We start from the raw sequence: 16,322 nt of genomic DNA, 5'->3' as shown, positions 1-16,322 counted from the left end.
CGCATGCCCCGCATCGAGCTCGGCGCCGCCGTCGACGCCTTCATCAGCTGGTTGCTGCGCACGGTGCCGGGTGTGTTCGACGCGATCAGCGCGGTCATGACCGTGCTCGTCGACGCGCTCACCGCGGTGCTCTCCGACCCCCCGTTCCTCGTCTGGGTCGCCGTGTTCGCGCTCGCCGCGCTACTCGCCCGCGGCGTCGGGTTCGCCGTGTTCACCGCGCTCGCGTTCCTGCTCGTCGCCTCGCTCGACCTGTGGCAGGAGACGATGGAGACGCTCGCAGTCGTCCTGGTCGCCGCTGTGATCGCCACGATCATCGGGGTCCCGCTGGGCATCTGGGCCGCCCGACGACGGGGCGCGAGCGTGGTGCTGCGCCCCGTGCTCGACTTCATGCAGACCACCCCGGTGTTCGTGTACCTCATCCCGGCGGTGTTCTTCTTCGGCATCGGGGTGGTGCCCGGCGTCGTCGCCACGACGATCTTCGCGATCCCCCCGGCCGTCCGGCTCACCGAGCTGGGGATCCGCGGGGTCGACCCGGAGGTCGTGGAGGCTGCGCACGCCTTCGGCGCCCACCCGCGCCAGATCCTGCGCGAGGTCCAGCTCCCGATGGCGCTCCCCTCGATCATGGCCGGGATCAACCAGGTGATCATGCTGGCGCTCTCGATGGTGGTCGTCGCCGGGCTCGCCGGCGCCGGTGGCCTGGGCACGGTCGTCACCAGCGCGGTCACGCAGCTCGACGTGGCCGGCGGCTTCGAGGGCGGCCTGGCCGTCGTGATCCTCGCGATCTTCCTCGACCGCCTGACCGCCGCGCTCGCGCAGCAGCCCAGCCACGGGTTGTGGGCAAGGGCCCGCCGCAGCAGGAGCGCCGAGGCTGCTCCGGCCCGGTGACCACCCCCACCTCGGGCCGGGGCGGCACACAGCCCGCTCACACGATCGGCACAAGGAACCGATAGCGCCCGGCCCAACGCTGGGCCCATGAGCGTCGACACCGCACTCCGGCCTCCCCGGCACGGACGGTCCGAGCGCACCGTGCTCGACATCGTCGTGCCCGTCTTCAACGAGGAGGTGGACCTCGAGCCGTCGGTGCGCCGGCTGCACGAGCACCTGTCCGGGCAGTTCCCCTACCCGTTCCGCATCACGATCGCGGACAACGCGAGCACCGACGCCACGCCGCGGATCGCGATGCGGCTGGCCGCGGAGCTCCCGTACGTCACCGCGCTCCGGCTGCCGGAGAAGGGCCGCGGCCGGGCGTTGCGGGCCGCCTGGTCGGCGTCGGACGCGCAGGTGCTCGCCTACTGCGACGTGGACCTGTCCACCGACCTGGCCGCCCTGCTCCCCCTCGTCGCACCGCTGATCTCCGGGCACTCCGACCTCGCGATCGGCACGCGGCTCGCGCGGAGCTCCCGGGTGGTGCGCGGCGCCAAGCGGGAGTTCATCTCCCGCTCCTACAACCTGCTCCTGCGCGGCACGCTGGGCGCGGGTTTCTCGGACGCGCAGTGCGGGTTCAAGGCGATCCGCGCCGACGTCGCCCATCGGCTGCTCCCGCTGGTGGAGGACACCGGCTGGTTCTTCGACACCGAGCTGCTCGTGCTCGCCGAGCGGAGCGGTCTGCGCATCCACGAGGTGCCCGTCGACTGGGTCGACGACCCGGACAGCCGCGTCGACATCGTCGCCACCGCCGTCGCCGACCTCAAGGGCATCGCCCGGCTCGGGCGCGCACTGACGACCGGGCGGCTGCCGCTCGCCGAGCTGCGCGGACAGCTCGGTCGCAACCCCGATCCCGTACCCGGGGTGCCCACCGGTCTCCCCGGCCAGCTCGTGCGGTTCGCCGCCATCGGGGTGGCGAGCACCCTCGCGTACGCCCTGCTTTTCCTGCTCCTGCGGGATCCGGTCGGGGCATACGCGGCCAACCTGCTCGCACTCGTCATCACGGCGGTCGGCAACACCGCGGCCAACCGCCGCCTCACGTTCGGCGTGCGCGGCTCGGCAGGCGCCGCCACCCACCAGCTGCAAGGGCTGATCGTCTTCGCGCTGGGTCTCGCGCTCACCAGCGGCGCCCTCGCCGCGCTGCACACGTGGCTGCCCGCCGCGAGCCAGGCCGTCGAGCTGCTGGTGCTGATCGTCGCGAACGCGGTGGCGACGCTGCTGCGGTTCGTCGCGTACCGCTCCTGGATCTTCCGCACGCACGCCGCTCGCCCGGCCGCACCGGCCCGTCAGGAGACCTCGGCATGACCGCCACCCTCGCTCCCGCCCGCCCGGAACCCGGCGCCGTGGACGAACGCCCGCGGCGCGGCCGCGCGGAGTGGATCGCACTGGCGGTGCTCCTCGCCGCCACCGCCGGGCTCTACCTGTGGAACCTCGGCGCCGAGGGCTGGGCCAACACCTACTACGCGGGTGCGGTCCGAGCGATGACGCAGAACTGGACCGCGTTCTTCTTCGGCTCCACCGACGCAGGCAACACGGTCACGGTCGACAAACCGCCCGCGTCCCTATGGGTGATGGCGCTCTCGGCCAGGGTCTTCGGGCTCTCGTCCTGGAGCATGCTCGTGCCGCAGGCGCTGATGGGCGTCGGTTCCGTCGCCCTGCTGTACGCGGCCGTGCGCCGGGTGGCGGGCCCGGCCGCCGCGCTGCTCGGGGGCGCGGTGTTCGCGCTGACGCCGATCGCCGTGCTGATGTTCCGCTACAACAACCCGGACGCGCTGCTCGTCCTGCTCCTCGTGGCCGCCGCGTACGCCACGGTCCGCGCCGTCGAGAAGGCCTCCACCCGGTGGATCATGATCGCGGGTGCGCTCATCGGCTTCGCGTTCCTGGCCAAGATGATGCAGGCCTTCGTCGTGATCCCGGCTCTCGCGCTCACCTACCTCGTGGCCGCTCCCACCGGGTACCTGCGGCGGATCCGCCAGCTGCTCGCCGCGGGACTGGCCGTCGTGGTGTCCGCGGGGTGGTGGGTGGCGATCGCCGAGCTCTGGCCGGCGAGCTCACGGCCCTACATCGGCGGCTCGGAGAACAACAGCGTCCTCGACCTCACGTTCGGCTACAACGGGTTCGGGCGGATCTTCGGTCAGGGCCGCGGCCGGCTGATGGAGGCACCCGCAGGCGCGCAGCCCCCGCCGGGAATGGAAGGTGCCGTCATCGAGGGAGGCGGTGGTTTCGGCGGGTTCGGCGGAGCCGCGGGCTGGACGCGCCTCTTCGGCGAGCAGGTCGGCGGCCAGATCTCGTGGCTGCTGCCGGCGGCGCTGGTGCTGCTCGTCGTCGGCCTGGTGCTGACCCGGCGCACCCCGCGCACCGACCGCATGCGCGCCTCGCTCCTGCTCTGGGGTGGCTGGACGGTCGTCACCGCGGCCGTCTTCAGCTTCGCCCAGGGGATCTTCCACCCCTACTACACGGTGGCGCTCGCCCCGGGCATCGCCGCGCTCGTCGGGATCGGCGGGGTGGAGCTGTGGCGGCGCCGGGCCGGCTGGCCCGCCCGGATCACCCTCGCCGTGGTCACGGCGGGGACCGCGGCATGGGCCGTGGTGCTCCTGTCGCGCACGCCCGAGTTCGTGCCGTGGCTGCGCTGGGTCGTGGTCGCCCTGGCCGCTGCGGCGGTGCTCCTGCTGCTCGTCGGGGCGCACCGGCGCCGCCTCGCCGTCGCCGCCGCGCTGGCCGTCCTGCTCACCGGGGGCGCCGCGCAGGTCGCGTACGCCGCCGACACGATCACGAGCACGCACAACGGCGGCAACCCGCTGGCGGGCCCCGCCACCGGGTCCGGCCCCGGCGGCGGCATGCGCTTCGGGCCCGGTGCAGGCCCCGACGGAGGCCGCCGCGACGGCGGCGGAAGTGCGGGTCCCGTGATCATCCAGGGTGGTCCGGGCGGCGGCTTCGGCCCCCGGGCCAACGCCTCCGATCCCGCGCTCGTCGCACTGCTGCAGAACGCCGGCACGAAGTGGGCTGCGGCCACGACGAGCGCGTCGGGCAGCGCGGACCTCGCGCTCGCGAGCGGCACCGACGTCATGGGCATCGGCGGCTTCAACGGTGGGGACCCCGCGCCGACCCTGCAGCGGTTCCAGGAGCTCGTCGCGGCCGGTGAGGTGCACTACTTCGTCGGCGGTGGCGGCGGCCCGGGCGGCAACTCCGAGATCGCCACGTGGGTGCAGGAGACCTTCACCTCGACGACGGTGGGCGGCGCGACCGTCTACGACCTGATCCGCCCGGTGGGCTGATCCCTCCGGGGGCACGGCCACTCACGCGTGCGCCCCGTCGTAGCGACGGCGGGACTCCTCGACGTCACCCCGGTGCTCGATCGCCCACGTGGCGAGCGCGAGCACCGGGTCGAGCAGGGTGCGCCCCAGGTCGGTGAGCGCGTACTCGACGCGGGGCGGGATGCTCGGGTGGACGGTGCGGCTGACCAGCCCGTCCCGCTCGAGGGCGCGGACGGTCAGCGTGAGCATGCGCTGCGAGATCCCGGTCACGGCGCGCTGCAGCTCCCCGTAGCGCAGCGGACCGTCGCCCAGCCGGGCGATGACGAGCACCGTCCACTTGTCGCCGATCCGGCCGAGCACCCGCAGGACGTGCCGGCAGGCGTCCTGATCCGGCACGGCACCGTCGAGCTCCAAGGCCTCGGCGATCATGGCCTCGTCACCTCTCCATCCGCCACGCACATCAATGTGCCTACTTGTGCAGGTCAGCGCCACGCACAAACGATGCGGTAGCTATCGGATCGTACGAGAGAGGTGCGCATGGGCGGAACACTCGCGGTGGTGGGCGCCGGCCCGGGACTCGGAACGGCGATCGCCCGCCGGTTCGCCGAGCACGGGTTCCGGACGGGCCTCGTGGCCCGCGACGGCGAGCGCCTCGCACGTGCGGTGGCCGCGCTGCCTGCGGCCGGCGCGTATCCGGCCGACATCACCGACGGCGCCGGGCTGCGGGCCGCGCTCGACCGCATGCAGGTCGAGCTCGGACCGATCGACGTGCTCGCGTTCACGCCGGGTCCCGGTGGCGCCCCGATCACGCAGGCCGCGGACGTCACGCCCGACGCGGTGGCCGCGCAGTTCGCGCTGCACGTTCTCGGCGCCGTGACGGCCGTCCAGCACGTGCTGCCCGGCATGCTCACCCGCGGCACCGGCACCGTGCTGCTGACCACCGGGGCGTCCTCGGTGGTCCCGATGCCGGTGCTCGGCGATGTCGGCATCGCGATGGCGGGTCTGCGCAACTGGGCACTCGGGTTGCACGCGGCGCTCCGCCCGCGAGGGGTGCACGTCGCCACCGTCACGATCGCCACCGCGATCCAGGCAGGCGGTGCCGGCGATCCGGACGCCATCGCGGCCCGCTACCTCGCCCTGCACGAACGCCGCGACCGTGCCGAGGACGTGATCGGCGACCTCGACGCGGTGCGCCTGCTCGTGAGCTAGCGCCCCGCCCTAGGTCGACGGTGCCGGCCGCGGCCGGGGCGGCACCGGGTCGGCCGGGCCGACGTGCTCGTCCAGCCACGCCACCAGCGGCGCCGCCGCCCGCCACGCCGCCCGGACCCGTTCGAGCGGCTCGGGCGTGGAGAGCCACCCGCCCGCCGGTCTCGTCGTGACCACCTGCAGCCCGAGCAGCTTCAGGAGGTCGATCCGCGCGTGGTCGCCCTTGAACCCGCGGGGCAGGCCGCGCAGGGAGCGCCGCCGGTCGACCTGGTGCCCGGCGAGCAGCTCCACCAGCTCCTCGCCGGGCTCGTCGAGCACCGCGACGCGATAGCGGCGCAGCTGACCGGGGTCGAACGTCCAGTGCCCCACCGCGGTGGTCAGGGCGGTGGCCGACAGCACGACCGTGCGGGCCGCACCGCCCGGACTGGCGGCCACCCCGCCGGTATCGGTGCGGTAGGGCGGGGTGTCGGGGCGGAAGCGTCGGTTGCGGTGGGCGCGCAGCACCCTGATCGGCCCGAACTCGGGTTCCAGCTCCGCGGCGAGCGCACGCATCGGCCCGTGCACGGCGGTGGCGTGGCGGTGGCCGTTCGCCGCCCAGAACTCGCGCGTGTTGTCGGCATCGATCTCGGCGAGGAACGCCGTGGCATCGCTCGGCCATCCGGTGAACATGTCGTCCTCCTGTCGGTCGGCTCGTGATGACCGGCATGGACGACGCCGAGGGCGCGCAGGTTCCATCGAAGGCGCACAGGTTTCACACAGGTTCCGCCCATCGGGTCCACAGCCGCGCGCGCGAGCCTGGCTAGCATGGCGACGATGCGGGACACCGGGCCTGAGCTGCGGCGTGCCGACGGTGGTCCGATCCGGGTCCTGGTGGTCGACGACGAGGCGTCGCTGTCGGAGCTGCTCTCGATGGCGCTGCGCTACGAGGGATGGGACGTGCGGACGGCCCCCGACGGAGCCACGGCCGTGCGCATCGCGCGGGAGCACCGTCCCGACGCCGTCGTGCTCGACGTGATGCTCCCCGACTTCGACGGCCTCGAGGTGCTGCGCCGGCTGCGGGGCGAGAGCCCGGAGGTGCCGGTGCTGTTCCTCACCGCGCGCGACGCCGTCGAGGACCGCGTCGCCGGGCTGACCGCAGGCGGAGACGACTACGTCACGAAGCCTTTCAGCCTCGAGGAGCTGGTCGCGCGGCTGCGGGGGCTGCTGCGCCGCTCCCGGATGACGGCGGCCCGGCAGGGCTCCGAGCTGGTGGTCGGCGATCTCGTGCTCGACGAGGACAGCCACGAGGTGCGCCGCGGCGACGACCTGATCGAGCTCACCGCCACCGAGTTCGAGCTGCTGCGCTACCTCATGCGCAACCCGAAGCGCGTGCTCTCGAAGGCCCAGATCCTCGACCGCGTGTGGAACTACGACTTCGGCGGCCAGTCCAACGTCGTCGAGCTCTACGTGTCCTACCTGCGCAAGAAGATCGACGCCGGCCGCGCCCCGATGATCCACACCGTCCGCGGGGCGGGGTACGTGCTCAAGCCGGCGGCGGGCGGGTGAGGCACCGCTCCCTGCGGACCCGGCTGGTGGCCACCACGGTGCTGCTGCTGGCCATCGCATCGGCGCTCATCGGCGTCGCGACGACGATCGCGCTGCGCCACTTCCTCATCGAACGCCTCGACGGCGACGTGCGCGCCTCCAGTCGCGTCCTCATCCGCGCCGAGATCGGCTCCCCGCCCACCCTGATGCTGCCCGAACGCGGCCCCCGGCCCCCCGACACCCTCACCGCGATCGTCCGGAACGGCAGCGTGGTGACCGCGACGGTGTTCCCGTTCGGCGCCGACCCCCGGCCGGTGCCCGCTTCGGAGTACCGCGACCTCGCGTCCCTGCCGGAAGGGCGGCCTCCGCGCAGCGTCGACCTCGGCGAGCTCGGCGACTACCGCCTGGTGGCCAGCAGCACGCCGCTGGGCGACACCGTCGTCAGCGGACTGCCGCTGGCCCCGGTGGAGGCGATCGTCACCGGTCTCGTGATCATCGAGCTGGTCGTCACCGGCATCACGATCGCCGGGGCGGGCGTCGCGGCCGCGATGGTCGTCCGGCGGGAGCTGCGGCCGCTGGAGCGGGTCGCGGCGACAGCAGCGCGGGTGAGCGTGATGCCGCTCGACCGCGGCGAGGTCTCGCTGGTCGAGCGCGTGCCGGACGCCGACCCGGGCACCGAGGTGGGGCAGGTCGGCGGCGCGCTCAACCGGATGCTCGACAACGTCGGATCGGCCCTCGAGGCGCGCCACGAGAGCGAGGTGCAGCTGCGCCAGTTCATCGCCGACGCGAGCCACGAGCTGCGCACCCCGCTCGCCGCGATCAGCGGCTACACCGAGCTCACCCGCCGGGAGGAGCTCTCCCCGGACGTCGAGTACTCGCTCACCCGCATCGCCTCGCAGACCGAGCGGATGACCGGGCTCGTCGAGGACCTGCTGCTGCTGGCCCGCCTCGACGCGGGCCGGCCCCTCGAACGCGGCGAGGTCGACCTCGCCCGGCTCGTCGTCGACGCGGTGGCCGACGCGCACGCGGCCGGTCCGGACCACCGCTGGCAGCTCTCCGTGCCCGACGAGCCGGTGGTGGTGCCCGGCGACGGCTCGCGGCTGGCGCAGGTGCTCGCCAACCTGCTGGCGAACGCCCGCACGCACACTCCGGCGGGCACGAACGTGACGGTCACGCTCACGGCGGAGCCATCGGGTGCCCTGCTCTCGGTCACCGACGACGGCCCGGGCATCGCCCCCGGGCTGCTGCCCCACATCTTCGAGCGGTTCGCCCGCGGCTCGACCTCCCGCTCCCGGGACAACGGCAGCACCGGCCTCGGCCTGGCGATCGTCCGCGCCGTGGTTGCGGCGCACGGGGGCTCGGTGGACGCCGCGAGCAGGCCGGGGCGCACGGAGTTCACGGTCCGGCTCCCCCGCTCCGGCGCCTGACCGAGGACTTCACAGACCGCGTACGCGCTTCGCACAGGGCCGGCCCTGTGTGAAGCCGGTGCTGGGTCTGTGAAGTGGCGCCTTGCCCCACAGCGGGCGCACAGCTCGGCCACCGCGGGTCCACAGAACCGGGCTGCAGGGTCGAGCGGGTGGCCACCTCGATCTCCGTTCGCACCGAGCCGGTCCCTGCCACTCCCGTCCCGCGGCGGCGCCAGTGGCCGTGGACGGCCGGGCTGCTCGCCGGCACGGCGGTGCTCTACCTGTGGGGCCTGTCCGCGTCCGGCTGGGCCAACGCGTTCTACTCGGCCGCCGCGCAGGCCGGGGCCCAGAGCTGGACGGCGTGGTTCTTCGGCTCCTCCGACGCGGCGAACGCGATCACCGTGGACAAGGCGCCCGCCGCGCTGTGGGTCACCGGCCTGTCGGTGCGGCTGTTCGGGCTGAGCAGCTGGAGCGTCCTCGTGCCGCAGGCGCTGATGGGCGTCGCCACGGTCGCGCTGCTGTACGCGGCGGTGCGCCGCACCGCGGGCGCGGCCGCCGGCTTGTTGGCCGGCGCCGTCCTGGCGCTCACGCCGGTTGCCGTGCTGATGTTCCGGTTCAACAACCCGGACGCGCTGCTCACGCTGCTGCTGGTCGGCGCGACGTACGCGGTGCTGCGCGCGGTCGAGGCGGGACGTACGCGCTGGCTGGTGCTGGCGGGTGTGCTCATCGGGTTCGGGTTCCTGGCCAAGATGCTGCAGGCCTTCCTCGTGCTGCCCGCGCTCACCGCGGTCTGGCTGCTGGCCGCACCCGTCGGCATCGGGCGCCGGGTGCGCGACCTGCTGCTCGCGGGCGTCGCGATGCTCGTCAGCGCGGGCTGGTGGGTGCTCGCGGTCGAGCTGTGGCCGGTCGACGCCCGGCCCTACATCGGCGGGTCGCAGACGAACAGCGTGCTCGAGCTGGTGCTCGGCTACAACGGCCTCGGTCGCCTCACCGGGGACGAGGTCGGCAGCGTCGTGCCCGGCGGGATGGGGGCGGGCGGCGGCAGCTGGGGACCGACCGGGCTCACCCGCCTGTTCACCGGCAGCTACGCGGGCGACGCCTCCTGGCTGCTGCCCGCCGCGCTGGTGCTCCTCGTCGCGCTGCTGTGGTGGACGCGCCGCGAGCCGCGCACCGGCCGGACCCGCGCCGCGGCGCTCGCCTGGGGCGGCTGGCTCGTCGTCACCACGCTCGTCTTCAGCCTGATGGCCGGGATCTTCCACAGCTACTACCAGGTGGTGCTGGCGCCTGCGATCGGCGCGCTGGTCGGCATCGGCGCGGTGGAGCTCTGGCGGCGGCGCGTCGAGGTCGCCGCGCGGGTGGTGCTCGCACTGGTGCTCGCCGGCACGGTCGGGTGGGCGTTCGTGCTCCTGAACCGGGCCGGCTGGCAGCCGTGGCTCGCCTGGACCGTGCTCGTCGCCGGGCTGCTCGGCGCCGCCGGGCTGCTCGGTGTGCACCGCCTCGGCCGCCGGGCCGGTGCGGGCCTGGTCGCCGTCGCGGTGGTGGCGGCGCTCGCGGCGCCCGCCGGCTGGTCGATCGCGACGGCCGCCACACCGCACACCGGCGCCATCCCGTCCTCCGGGCCGCGGGAGGCACGGATGGGCGGCATGGGCGTGCGAGGCGGGCCGGACGGCCGCGTGCTCGTCGGCGCACCCGGACCCGGTGGGCCGGGCATGCGCGGCGAGGGATTCATGATCGGCGGCAACCTGCTGGGCGCCCCGACCCCGCCCGCCGAGCTCACCGCGCTCCTGCAACGCGACGCGGGCGTCCACACCTGGGCCGCCGCCACGATCGGCTCCAACAGCGCAGCTGGCTACCAGCTCGCGAGCGGCGAACCGGTGATGGCACTCGGCGGGTTCAACGGCACCGACCCCTTCCCCACGCTCGCGGGGTTCCAGCAGCTCGTCGCCGAGGGCAGGATCCACTACTTCATCGGGGAGGCGGGCCGCAGCAACACCGGCAGCGGCGGCAGCGACGACGCGCACCGCATCGGCCTGTGGGTGCAGGAGAACTTCACGCCGATGACGGTCGGCGGCACCACGGTGTACGACCTGACGCAACAGCGCTGATAGGTCAGGAAAGCCACTTTCCGGGCCTGCAAAGCCCTGAATGTGGCTTTCCTGAACCTTCCCCGAACCCTCGGCGATCGCCCGGTCCACGACCTGACCCACCCGGTCCGCTGAGAGACACTGGCTCGGTGGTCGACATCGGACGAGTGATCGAGGCGGCGAGGTCAGCGACGGAACAGGCGGTCGGATCGGCGCGGGCGGTGGTGGCGCTGACCCGATCCGGCGTGGTCCGGCCGATCCGCCCGGACCGGCTGTTCGGCATGACCGCGGCCCTCGCCCGCTACGGCCTGACGATCACGGCCGGCTACGCGGCGGGCGCGGCGCGGCACCCGGACCGCACGGCCGTCGTCGACGACGCGGGCGCGCTCACCTTCGCCGAGCTGGCGACCTGGACGGACGCGGTCGCGCGCGGACTGGCGGCGTGCGGCGTCGGACCGGGCACGCGCGTCGGCCTGTTGTGCCGCAACCACCGCGGCGCGATCGGCGGCCAGGTCGCCGCGGGCAAGCTGGGGGCCGATGCCGTACTGCTGAACGTCGGGCTGTCGGCCGGCCAGCTCCGTGAGGTCGCCGAGGAGCTGCGCCTGCACACCGTGGTGGCCGACGAGGAGTTCGGCGCGGCGCTCGCCGGTCTCCCGGAGCACGTCCGCGTCGTCAGGGACACCGAGCTCGGCGATCTCGACGGCCCCGGCCCGCTGCCGCGGCGCCCGCCCACCGGGCACACGATCGTGCTGACGTCCGGCACCACCGGCACGCCGAAGGGCGCCCGGCGCCCGCCGGTGCACAACCTCTCCCCGGCCGCCGCGATCCTCTCGGCGATCCCGCTGCGGGCAGGCGAAGCCGCGCTCATCGCCGCTCCCCTGCTGCACACCTGGGGGTTCGCGGCGCTGCAGCTGGCCGTGCTGCACGGGGCCCCGGTCGTGCTCGCCCGCAGGTACTCCCCCGGCGAGTTCATGCGGATCGCAGAGGAGAACCGGGTCGACGCCGTCTTCGCGGTGCCGGTGATGCTGCAGCGGGTGCTCGAACTGCCCGCGGCCGAGCTCGAGAAGGCCTGGTCGGCGCACCGCCCGCGGATCGTCGCGGTGAGCGGGTCCGCGCTGCCCGCCGAGCTGGCCACCACGTTCATGGACCGCTTCGGCGAGATCCTCTACAACCTGTACGGCTCAACCGAGGTCTCGTGGGTGAGCATCGCGAGGCCGGGCGACCTGCGCGCCGCGCCCGGCACGGCCGGTCGCGCACCTGCCGGCACCCGGCTGGTGATCCTCGGCGACGACGACCGCCCGGTAGCGCTCGGCACCGAGGGCCGCGTGTTCGTCCACAACGACATGCCGTTCGCCGGCTACACCCGCGACGGGGTCGACGTCGAGCGGCTCGGGCGGTTGATCGGCACCGGCGACGTCGGCCGCCTCGACGAGCGCGGGCTGCTGCACCTCACCGGGCGGGCCGACGACATGATCGTCTCCGGCGGCGAGAACGTGCACCCCGGTCCCGTCGAGGAGCTCATCGCGGCCAGGCCGGAGGTGCGCGAGGCAGCCGTCACGGGCGTTCCCGACGAGCAGTACGGCCAGCGGCTCGCCGCGTACGTGGTGCTGGAGCCGGGCGCACAGGTGGACGCCGACGACGTCCGGGGCTGGGTGCGCGCCGAGCTGAGCCGGTTCGCCGTGCCGCGGGACGTGGAGTTCGTCGACGAGCTCCCCCGCAACGCCACCGGCAAGGTGGTGCACCGCGAGCTGCGGGGTTCGGCGTGAGAGGTGTCACCCATCAGAGTTAGGTAAGGCTTAGGTACTGTTCGGGGGTGGACCCCGACGCGAGGTGGCAGCGCTGCAGCCTTCTCGCGCTCGCCCGCGACGAGCCGCTCGCCGGCACCGCGCCGGTCGCCCGCCGCTGGGTGTGCGTCGAGCAGCGCGGCTCGTGGCCGAGCGACCTGACCACCCACCCGGAGCCTGCGCTCGCGGCCCTCGCCACCACCCCGGGCTGGCGCCTGCTGCTGATCCGCAGGCCCGGCCGTCGCGGGGAGCGGGGCGCGGCCCTGCGCGTGTTCCTCGCCGACACCTCGCCCGACGCCTCCCGCGTCACCACGTTCACCGTCGACGGCCCGGAGGACCTCGTGGGTCTCGAGCTGCCCGGGCCCGACGAACCGCTGCCCGGCACGCCGGTGCGCGACCCGCTGCTGCTGGTGTGCACCCACGGCAGGCGCGACCGCTGCTGCGCGGTGGACGGGCGCGCGCTCGCCCTCTCCGCGGTCGACGCCGGCGAGCAGCACGTGTGGGAGTGCAGCCACCTCGGCGGCCACCGGTTCGCGCCCACCGCGCTGGTGCTCCCCACCGGCTACGCCTACGGCCGGCTCGACCCCGCCACCGCGATCGCCGCCCGCAAGGCCGCCTTCCCCGGCGAGGTCGACACCACGCTGTGCCGGGGCCGCAGCACCTGGTCACCCGCCGGGCAGGTCGCCGAACTGGCCGTCCGCGCCGCCACGGGCCTGCGCGACGCCGACGCCCTCCAGGTCACCGACACGCCCGACGGCGCGCTCGTCTCGGCCCGCGACGGACGGAGCTGGGCCGTGGACGTGGCACCGATCGTCGGCGGCCCGCGCCCGCTGTCCTGCGGCACGGACCCGTCACCGTGGCAGTCGCTCGAGGCCACCGCCGTCCATCCGGTCGACCGGTAGGCGCCGCGCGCGCCGAATCCGCACCGCTCGCGCCAGCAGGCAGACTCCTGGCATGGCGATCGCGTTGCCGCTACGTCCACCTGCCCACCAGGTGAGCCCGCGCGCCGTGCGGTGGTGGCGGCTGCGCGCCCTGCTCACGGTGCTCGCGCTCACCGTCCCGCAGGCGGTCGTGCTCCTGGTGCTCGCCGAGGACGCGCCGGGCTGGCTCGTGGCGACGACCGTCCTGACGGTGCTGGTCGGGCTCGCGTACGGGATCACCGTGCCGCTGCTGCTCTACCGCATCCACCGCTGGGAGGTCACCCCGGAGGCGGTGTACACGCTCTCCGGCTGGCTGGTGCGCGAGTGGCGGATCGCGCCGATCTCGCGGGTGCAGACCGTTGACACCGAGCACGGGCCGCTGCAGCAGCTGCTGAAGCTCGCGAGCGTCACGGTCACCACTGCGTCCGCCCGGGGCCCGGTCAAGATCCGTGGTCTCGACGAGCACGCGGCCGTGGAGCTGGCCCGCCTGCTCACCGAGACCACGCAGGCGACTCCGGGGGACGCGACATGACCGCTGAGCCGGGGGAGCCGCCGTGGCGGCGGCTGGACAAGCGGATGCTCGCCGTGACGCCGCTCTCCGGGGCGATCCGGCTGCTGCCGGTGGCCGCCGTGCTGCTGCTGACCGGGCAGGGCGACGCGGTCGGGCGGCTGTGGGTGCCACTCGGCATCGCGCTCGCGCTCGTGCTCGGCGGTGTGGTGCGCTGGCGCACCACCCGGTACCGGATCACCGAGGACCGGGTGGAGCTGCACACCGGATGGCTGAGCCGCCAGCGCCGGTCGGTGCCGCGGGACCGGATCCGCACCGTCGACCTCACCTCCAGGCTGGTGCACCGCGCGTTCGGGCTCAGCGTCGTGCAGGTCGGCGCCGCGTCCGGCTCACCGCTGGAGCGCACGGGGCTCGCCCTCGACGCCGTCAGCAAGGCCGAGGCCGAGCGGCTGCGCCGCGAGCTGCTGGACCGGTCCGCCGCTCTCACCACGGACCGCCCCGCCGCCCCACCCGCCGAGGAGCTGGCGCGGCTCCGGTGGTCGTGGCTGCGCTTCGCCCCGCTGACGTTCTCCTCGATCGCCGGCGTCGGTGCGGTCTTCGCCGCCCTCTACAACACGTTCGACGATCTCGGGGTGGACCCGCGGGACGTCCCGGCCGTGGACGACGCCGCTGATCGGATCGCCTCGGCGCCGATCTGGCTGGGCCTGGCCGTCGTGAGCGGGCTCCTGCTCGTCGTCGCGGTCGTCGGCGCGCTCCTGCTGTTCGCCGAGCGCTGGTACGACTACCGCCTCACCCGGGAGGCGACGGCCGAGGGCGGCGCGCTCCGGGTGCGCCGCGGCCTGCTGACCCGGCGCTCGCTCTCGGTGTCGGAGCGGCGGCTGCGCGGGGCCGAGGTCGTCGAGCCGTTGCTGCTGCGGGCCGGCCGGGGCGCCCAGACCAGGGCCCTGTCCACCGGCCTGTCCCGCGACGCGCAGGGCGGCGCCCTCCAACCACCCGCCCCGCGGGCGGAGGCGCACCGGGTGGCCTCGGTCGCGCTGCGCGAGCCGCCCGAGCTGGCCACGCTCGCCCCGCTGCTCCGCCACCCCCGCGCCGCGCTGCAGCGCCGGCTGGCCAGGGCCCTGGTACCCGCCGCAGCGGTGGTCGTGATCGCGTTCGCGGTCGGGGCGGCCGTTGCGGTCCCGTGGCTCGGGCCCACGAGCCTCGCGCTGCTCCCGATCGCCCTGCTGCTCGCGCTCGACCGCTACCGCAACCTGGGGCACCAGCTCACCGCCCGCTACCTGGTCACCCGCAAGGGATCGGTGCAGCGGGAGACGGTTGCGCTGCAACGGGCGGGCATCATCGGCTGGACGTTCCGCCAGAGCGTGTTCCAGCGCCGTGCCGGGCTGGTGGTGGTGGAGGCGGTGACCGCGGCCGGCGCGGGCGGCTACACGGTCCTCGACGTGTCCGCTCCGGACGGGGTGGCGCTCGCCGACGCGACGACCCCGGGCCTGCTGACCCGGTTCAAGGCGTAGCGCGCGCCTGCCCCGGTCGTCAGCGGCTCGTCTTCAGCTCCTGCTCCGCTGTGGCCTGGATGAGCTCGAGCAGCGCGGCGTCGAGCCCCGGGGCGAACTCCTCCGGCCGCTCCGGCGCCGTCTCCAGCGGCACGCCTTCGGGCCGGCCCATCTCCGTGCTCAGGGTCGTCCCGTCCTTGAACGCCGATGCGCCCTGGAGAATCTTGCCGGCCTCGTTGAGGTTGTCGGCGCTGAACAGGAACTGCTTCTCGCCCAGCCCCTGGTCGAGCAACGTCTTGACCTCCGGGTAGCGCTCCGCCTTCGTCTTCGGGATCGGGAGCACCTTGCCCCAGTCCACCCCGAGGCTTTCGAGCGCCTTGGCGTAGACGTTCTCGTGCGCCTGATCGCGGACGATGAGGTAGGAGACCGTCGAACGAGCGGTCTTGTTCGCGGTCATCTCGTAGATCCGGCACTTCTGCAGCCGGCCGGTCGACTCGAGCATCAGATTGTAGAGCAGATCGAGAACGAGGTTCCCGCTGTTGTAGACGTACGAACCCGACCAGGGGTTGCCGACGGCGTCGACCGGCATCGCCCCCTGGGCTCCGACCAGGAAGTGGTGGATGTTGCCGTTCGACAGCGCCATCGACAGCGGCGTCGCGCCGCCCGCAGCGGGCTCGTCGAGCGGGGCGGTGGTCGAACCGTCGTAGCGGGGAGATCCGTCGACGAGCCGGGCGATCGTCGTGGCGATCAGCTCGACGTGGCTGATCTCCTCGGTGCCGACGCCGTAGAGGAGGTCGCGGTAGGGCTTGGCGTGGCCGTTGCCGCGGAAGTTGAAGCTCTGGAAGAGGTATTGCATCATCGTGCGCATCTCGCCGAACTGACCACCCAGGCCTTCTTGCAGCGCATTGGCCGCCGCGGGATCGGGCTCGTCCGGAACGATCTCGTTGATCAACCGCTGGACGTGCATGAACATGACGCCTACCTCGCTTCCCGATGGCTTGTGCTGTCGTCCTCGTGCAATGAGGCGATACGACCTTCGGCAGGGAATTGATCGAAACGCCCTCGTGCGAGCCCATTTCCGAAAATGGCCCGTGGACCACGAGTCGCCGGCGCACCACAGCACCGCGACAATCACGTGATCTGCATTACACCCTAGGCTTCGCCATCGGCGGGCGTCAGCCCGCCATCCAGGTCACCGTGCAGATGCGCCGATCGGGCACCT

Annotated in this window: 14 protein-coding genes; 11 read left to right on the top strand and 3 right to left on the bottom strand. The window is 73.9% G+C overall.

Annotated elements, in window-relative coordinates:
- Positions 1-3 precede the first annotated feature (3 nt).
- From FB388_RS02940 to FB388_RS02930, 3 genes are all read left to right on the top strand, one after another.
- Positions 4-885, top strand: coding sequence for an ABC transporter permease (locus tag FB388_RS02940; protein ID WP_142096537.1), 882 nt, complete (start codon positions 4-6; stop codon positions 883-885).
- An 87-nt stretch (positions 886-972) separates the two neighbouring features.
- A complete protein-coding gene (locus tag FB388_RS02935) occupies positions 973-2,229 on the top strand; it encodes a bifunctional glycosyltransferase family 2/GtrA family protein (RefSeq protein ID WP_142096534.1) in 1,257 nt (418 codons plus the stop codon).
- Positions 2,226-4,199, top strand: a complete 1,974-nt coding sequence (locus FB388_RS02930; RefSeq protein ID WP_142096531.1) for an ArnT family glycosyltransferase — start codon at positions 2,226-2,228, stop codon at positions 4,197-4,199. The genes FB388_RS02935 and FB388_RS02930 overlap by 4 nt, the downstream gene beginning before the upstream one ends.
- A 21-nt stretch (positions 4,200-4,220) precedes the next feature.
- Here FB388_RS02930 and FB388_RS02925 read toward each other — a convergent pair whose 3' ends face one another.
- Entirely contained in the window at positions 4,221-4,607 is a 387-nt protein-coding gene (locus tag FB388_RS02925; protein WP_142096527.1) for a winged helix-turn-helix transcriptional regulator, read from the bottom strand.
- A 108-nt stretch (positions 4,608-4,715) separates the two neighbouring features.
- On the opposite strand from FB388_RS02925, the gene FB388_RS02920 reads away from it, so the two are divergent.
- The gene (locus tag FB388_RS02920; RefSeq protein WP_142096524.1) at positions 4,716-5,387 is read left to right on the top strand and encodes an SDR family NAD(P)-dependent oxidoreductase; all 672 of its coding nucleotides are present in this window, start codon (positions 4,716-4,718) and stop codon (positions 5,385-5,387) included.
- Between the two features lie 9 nt (positions 5,388-5,396).
- On the opposite strand, the gene FB388_RS02915 is transcribed toward FB388_RS02920, so the two are convergent.
- Positions 5,397-6,053 (bottom strand): DUF2461 family protein, encoded by a 657-nt coding sequence (locus FB388_RS02915; RefSeq protein WP_170225448.1) that lies wholly within the window; start codon positions 6,051-6,053, stop codon positions 5,397-5,399.
- Between the two features lie 135 nt (positions 6,054-6,188).
- Here FB388_RS02915 and FB388_RS02910 point away from each other — a divergent pair, with 135 nt between their 5' ends.
- From FB388_RS02910 to FB388_RS02880, 7 genes are all read left to right on the top strand, one after another.
- Positions 6,189-6,929, top strand: a complete 741-nt coding sequence (locus tag FB388_RS02910; RefSeq protein WP_142096518.1) for a response regulator transcription factor — start codon at positions 6,189-6,191, stop codon at positions 6,927-6,929.
- Positions 6,926-8,335 (top strand): sensor histidine kinase, encoded by a 1,410-nt coding sequence (locus tag FB388_RS02905; protein ID WP_142096516.1) that lies wholly within the window; start codon positions 6,926-6,928, stop codon positions 8,333-8,335. The genes FB388_RS02910 and FB388_RS02905 overlap by 4 nt, the downstream gene beginning before the upstream one ends.
- Positions 8,336-8,484: 149 nt before the next feature.
- Positions 8,485-10,419 carry a glycosyltransferase family 39 protein gene (locus FB388_RS02900; protein ID WP_142096513.1) on the top strand — a complete coding sequence of 645 codons (1,935 nt, stop codon included), beginning with the start codon at positions 8,485-8,487 and terminating at the stop codon, positions 10,417-10,419.
- Between the two features lie 128 nt (positions 10,420-10,547).
- Positions 10,548-12,164, top strand: a complete 1,617-nt coding sequence (locus FB388_RS02895; RefSeq protein ID WP_342787877.1) for an AMP-binding protein — start codon at positions 10,548-10,550, stop codon at positions 12,162-12,164.
- 47 nt (positions 12,165-12,211) lie between these two features.
- Positions 12,212-13,084 (top strand): ferredoxin family protein, encoded by an 873-nt coding sequence (locus tag FB388_RS02890; protein ID WP_142096510.1) that lies wholly within the window; start codon positions 12,212-12,214, stop codon positions 13,082-13,084.
- A gap of 52 nt (positions 13,085-13,136) precedes the next feature.
- A complete protein-coding gene (locus FB388_RS02885) occupies positions 13,137-13,634 on the top strand; it encodes a PH domain-containing protein (RefSeq protein ID WP_142096507.1) in 498 nt (165 codons plus the stop codon).
- Positions 13,631-15,121, top strand: coding sequence for a PH domain-containing protein (locus FB388_RS02880; protein WP_142096504.1), 1,491 nt, complete (start codon positions 13,631-13,633; stop codon positions 15,119-15,121). The genes FB388_RS02885 and FB388_RS02880 overlap by 4 nt, the downstream gene beginning before the upstream one ends.
- Before the next feature lie 19 nt (positions 15,122-15,140).
- Here FB388_RS02880 and FB388_RS02875 read toward each other — a convergent pair whose 3' ends face one another.
- Entirely contained in the window at positions 15,141-16,073 is a 933-nt protein-coding gene (locus FB388_RS02875; protein WP_142096501.1) for a manganese catalase family protein, read from the bottom strand.
- Positions 16,074-16,322 lie beyond the last annotated feature (249 nt).

The sequence above is a fragment of the Pseudonocardia cypriaca genome (genome assembly GCF_006717045.1).
GTDB lineage: Bacteria > Actinomycetota > Actinomycetes > Mycobacteriales > Pseudonocardiaceae > Pseudonocardia > Pseudonocardia cypriaca.
This window is presented reverse-complemented; position numbering and strand designations above follow the sequence as displayed.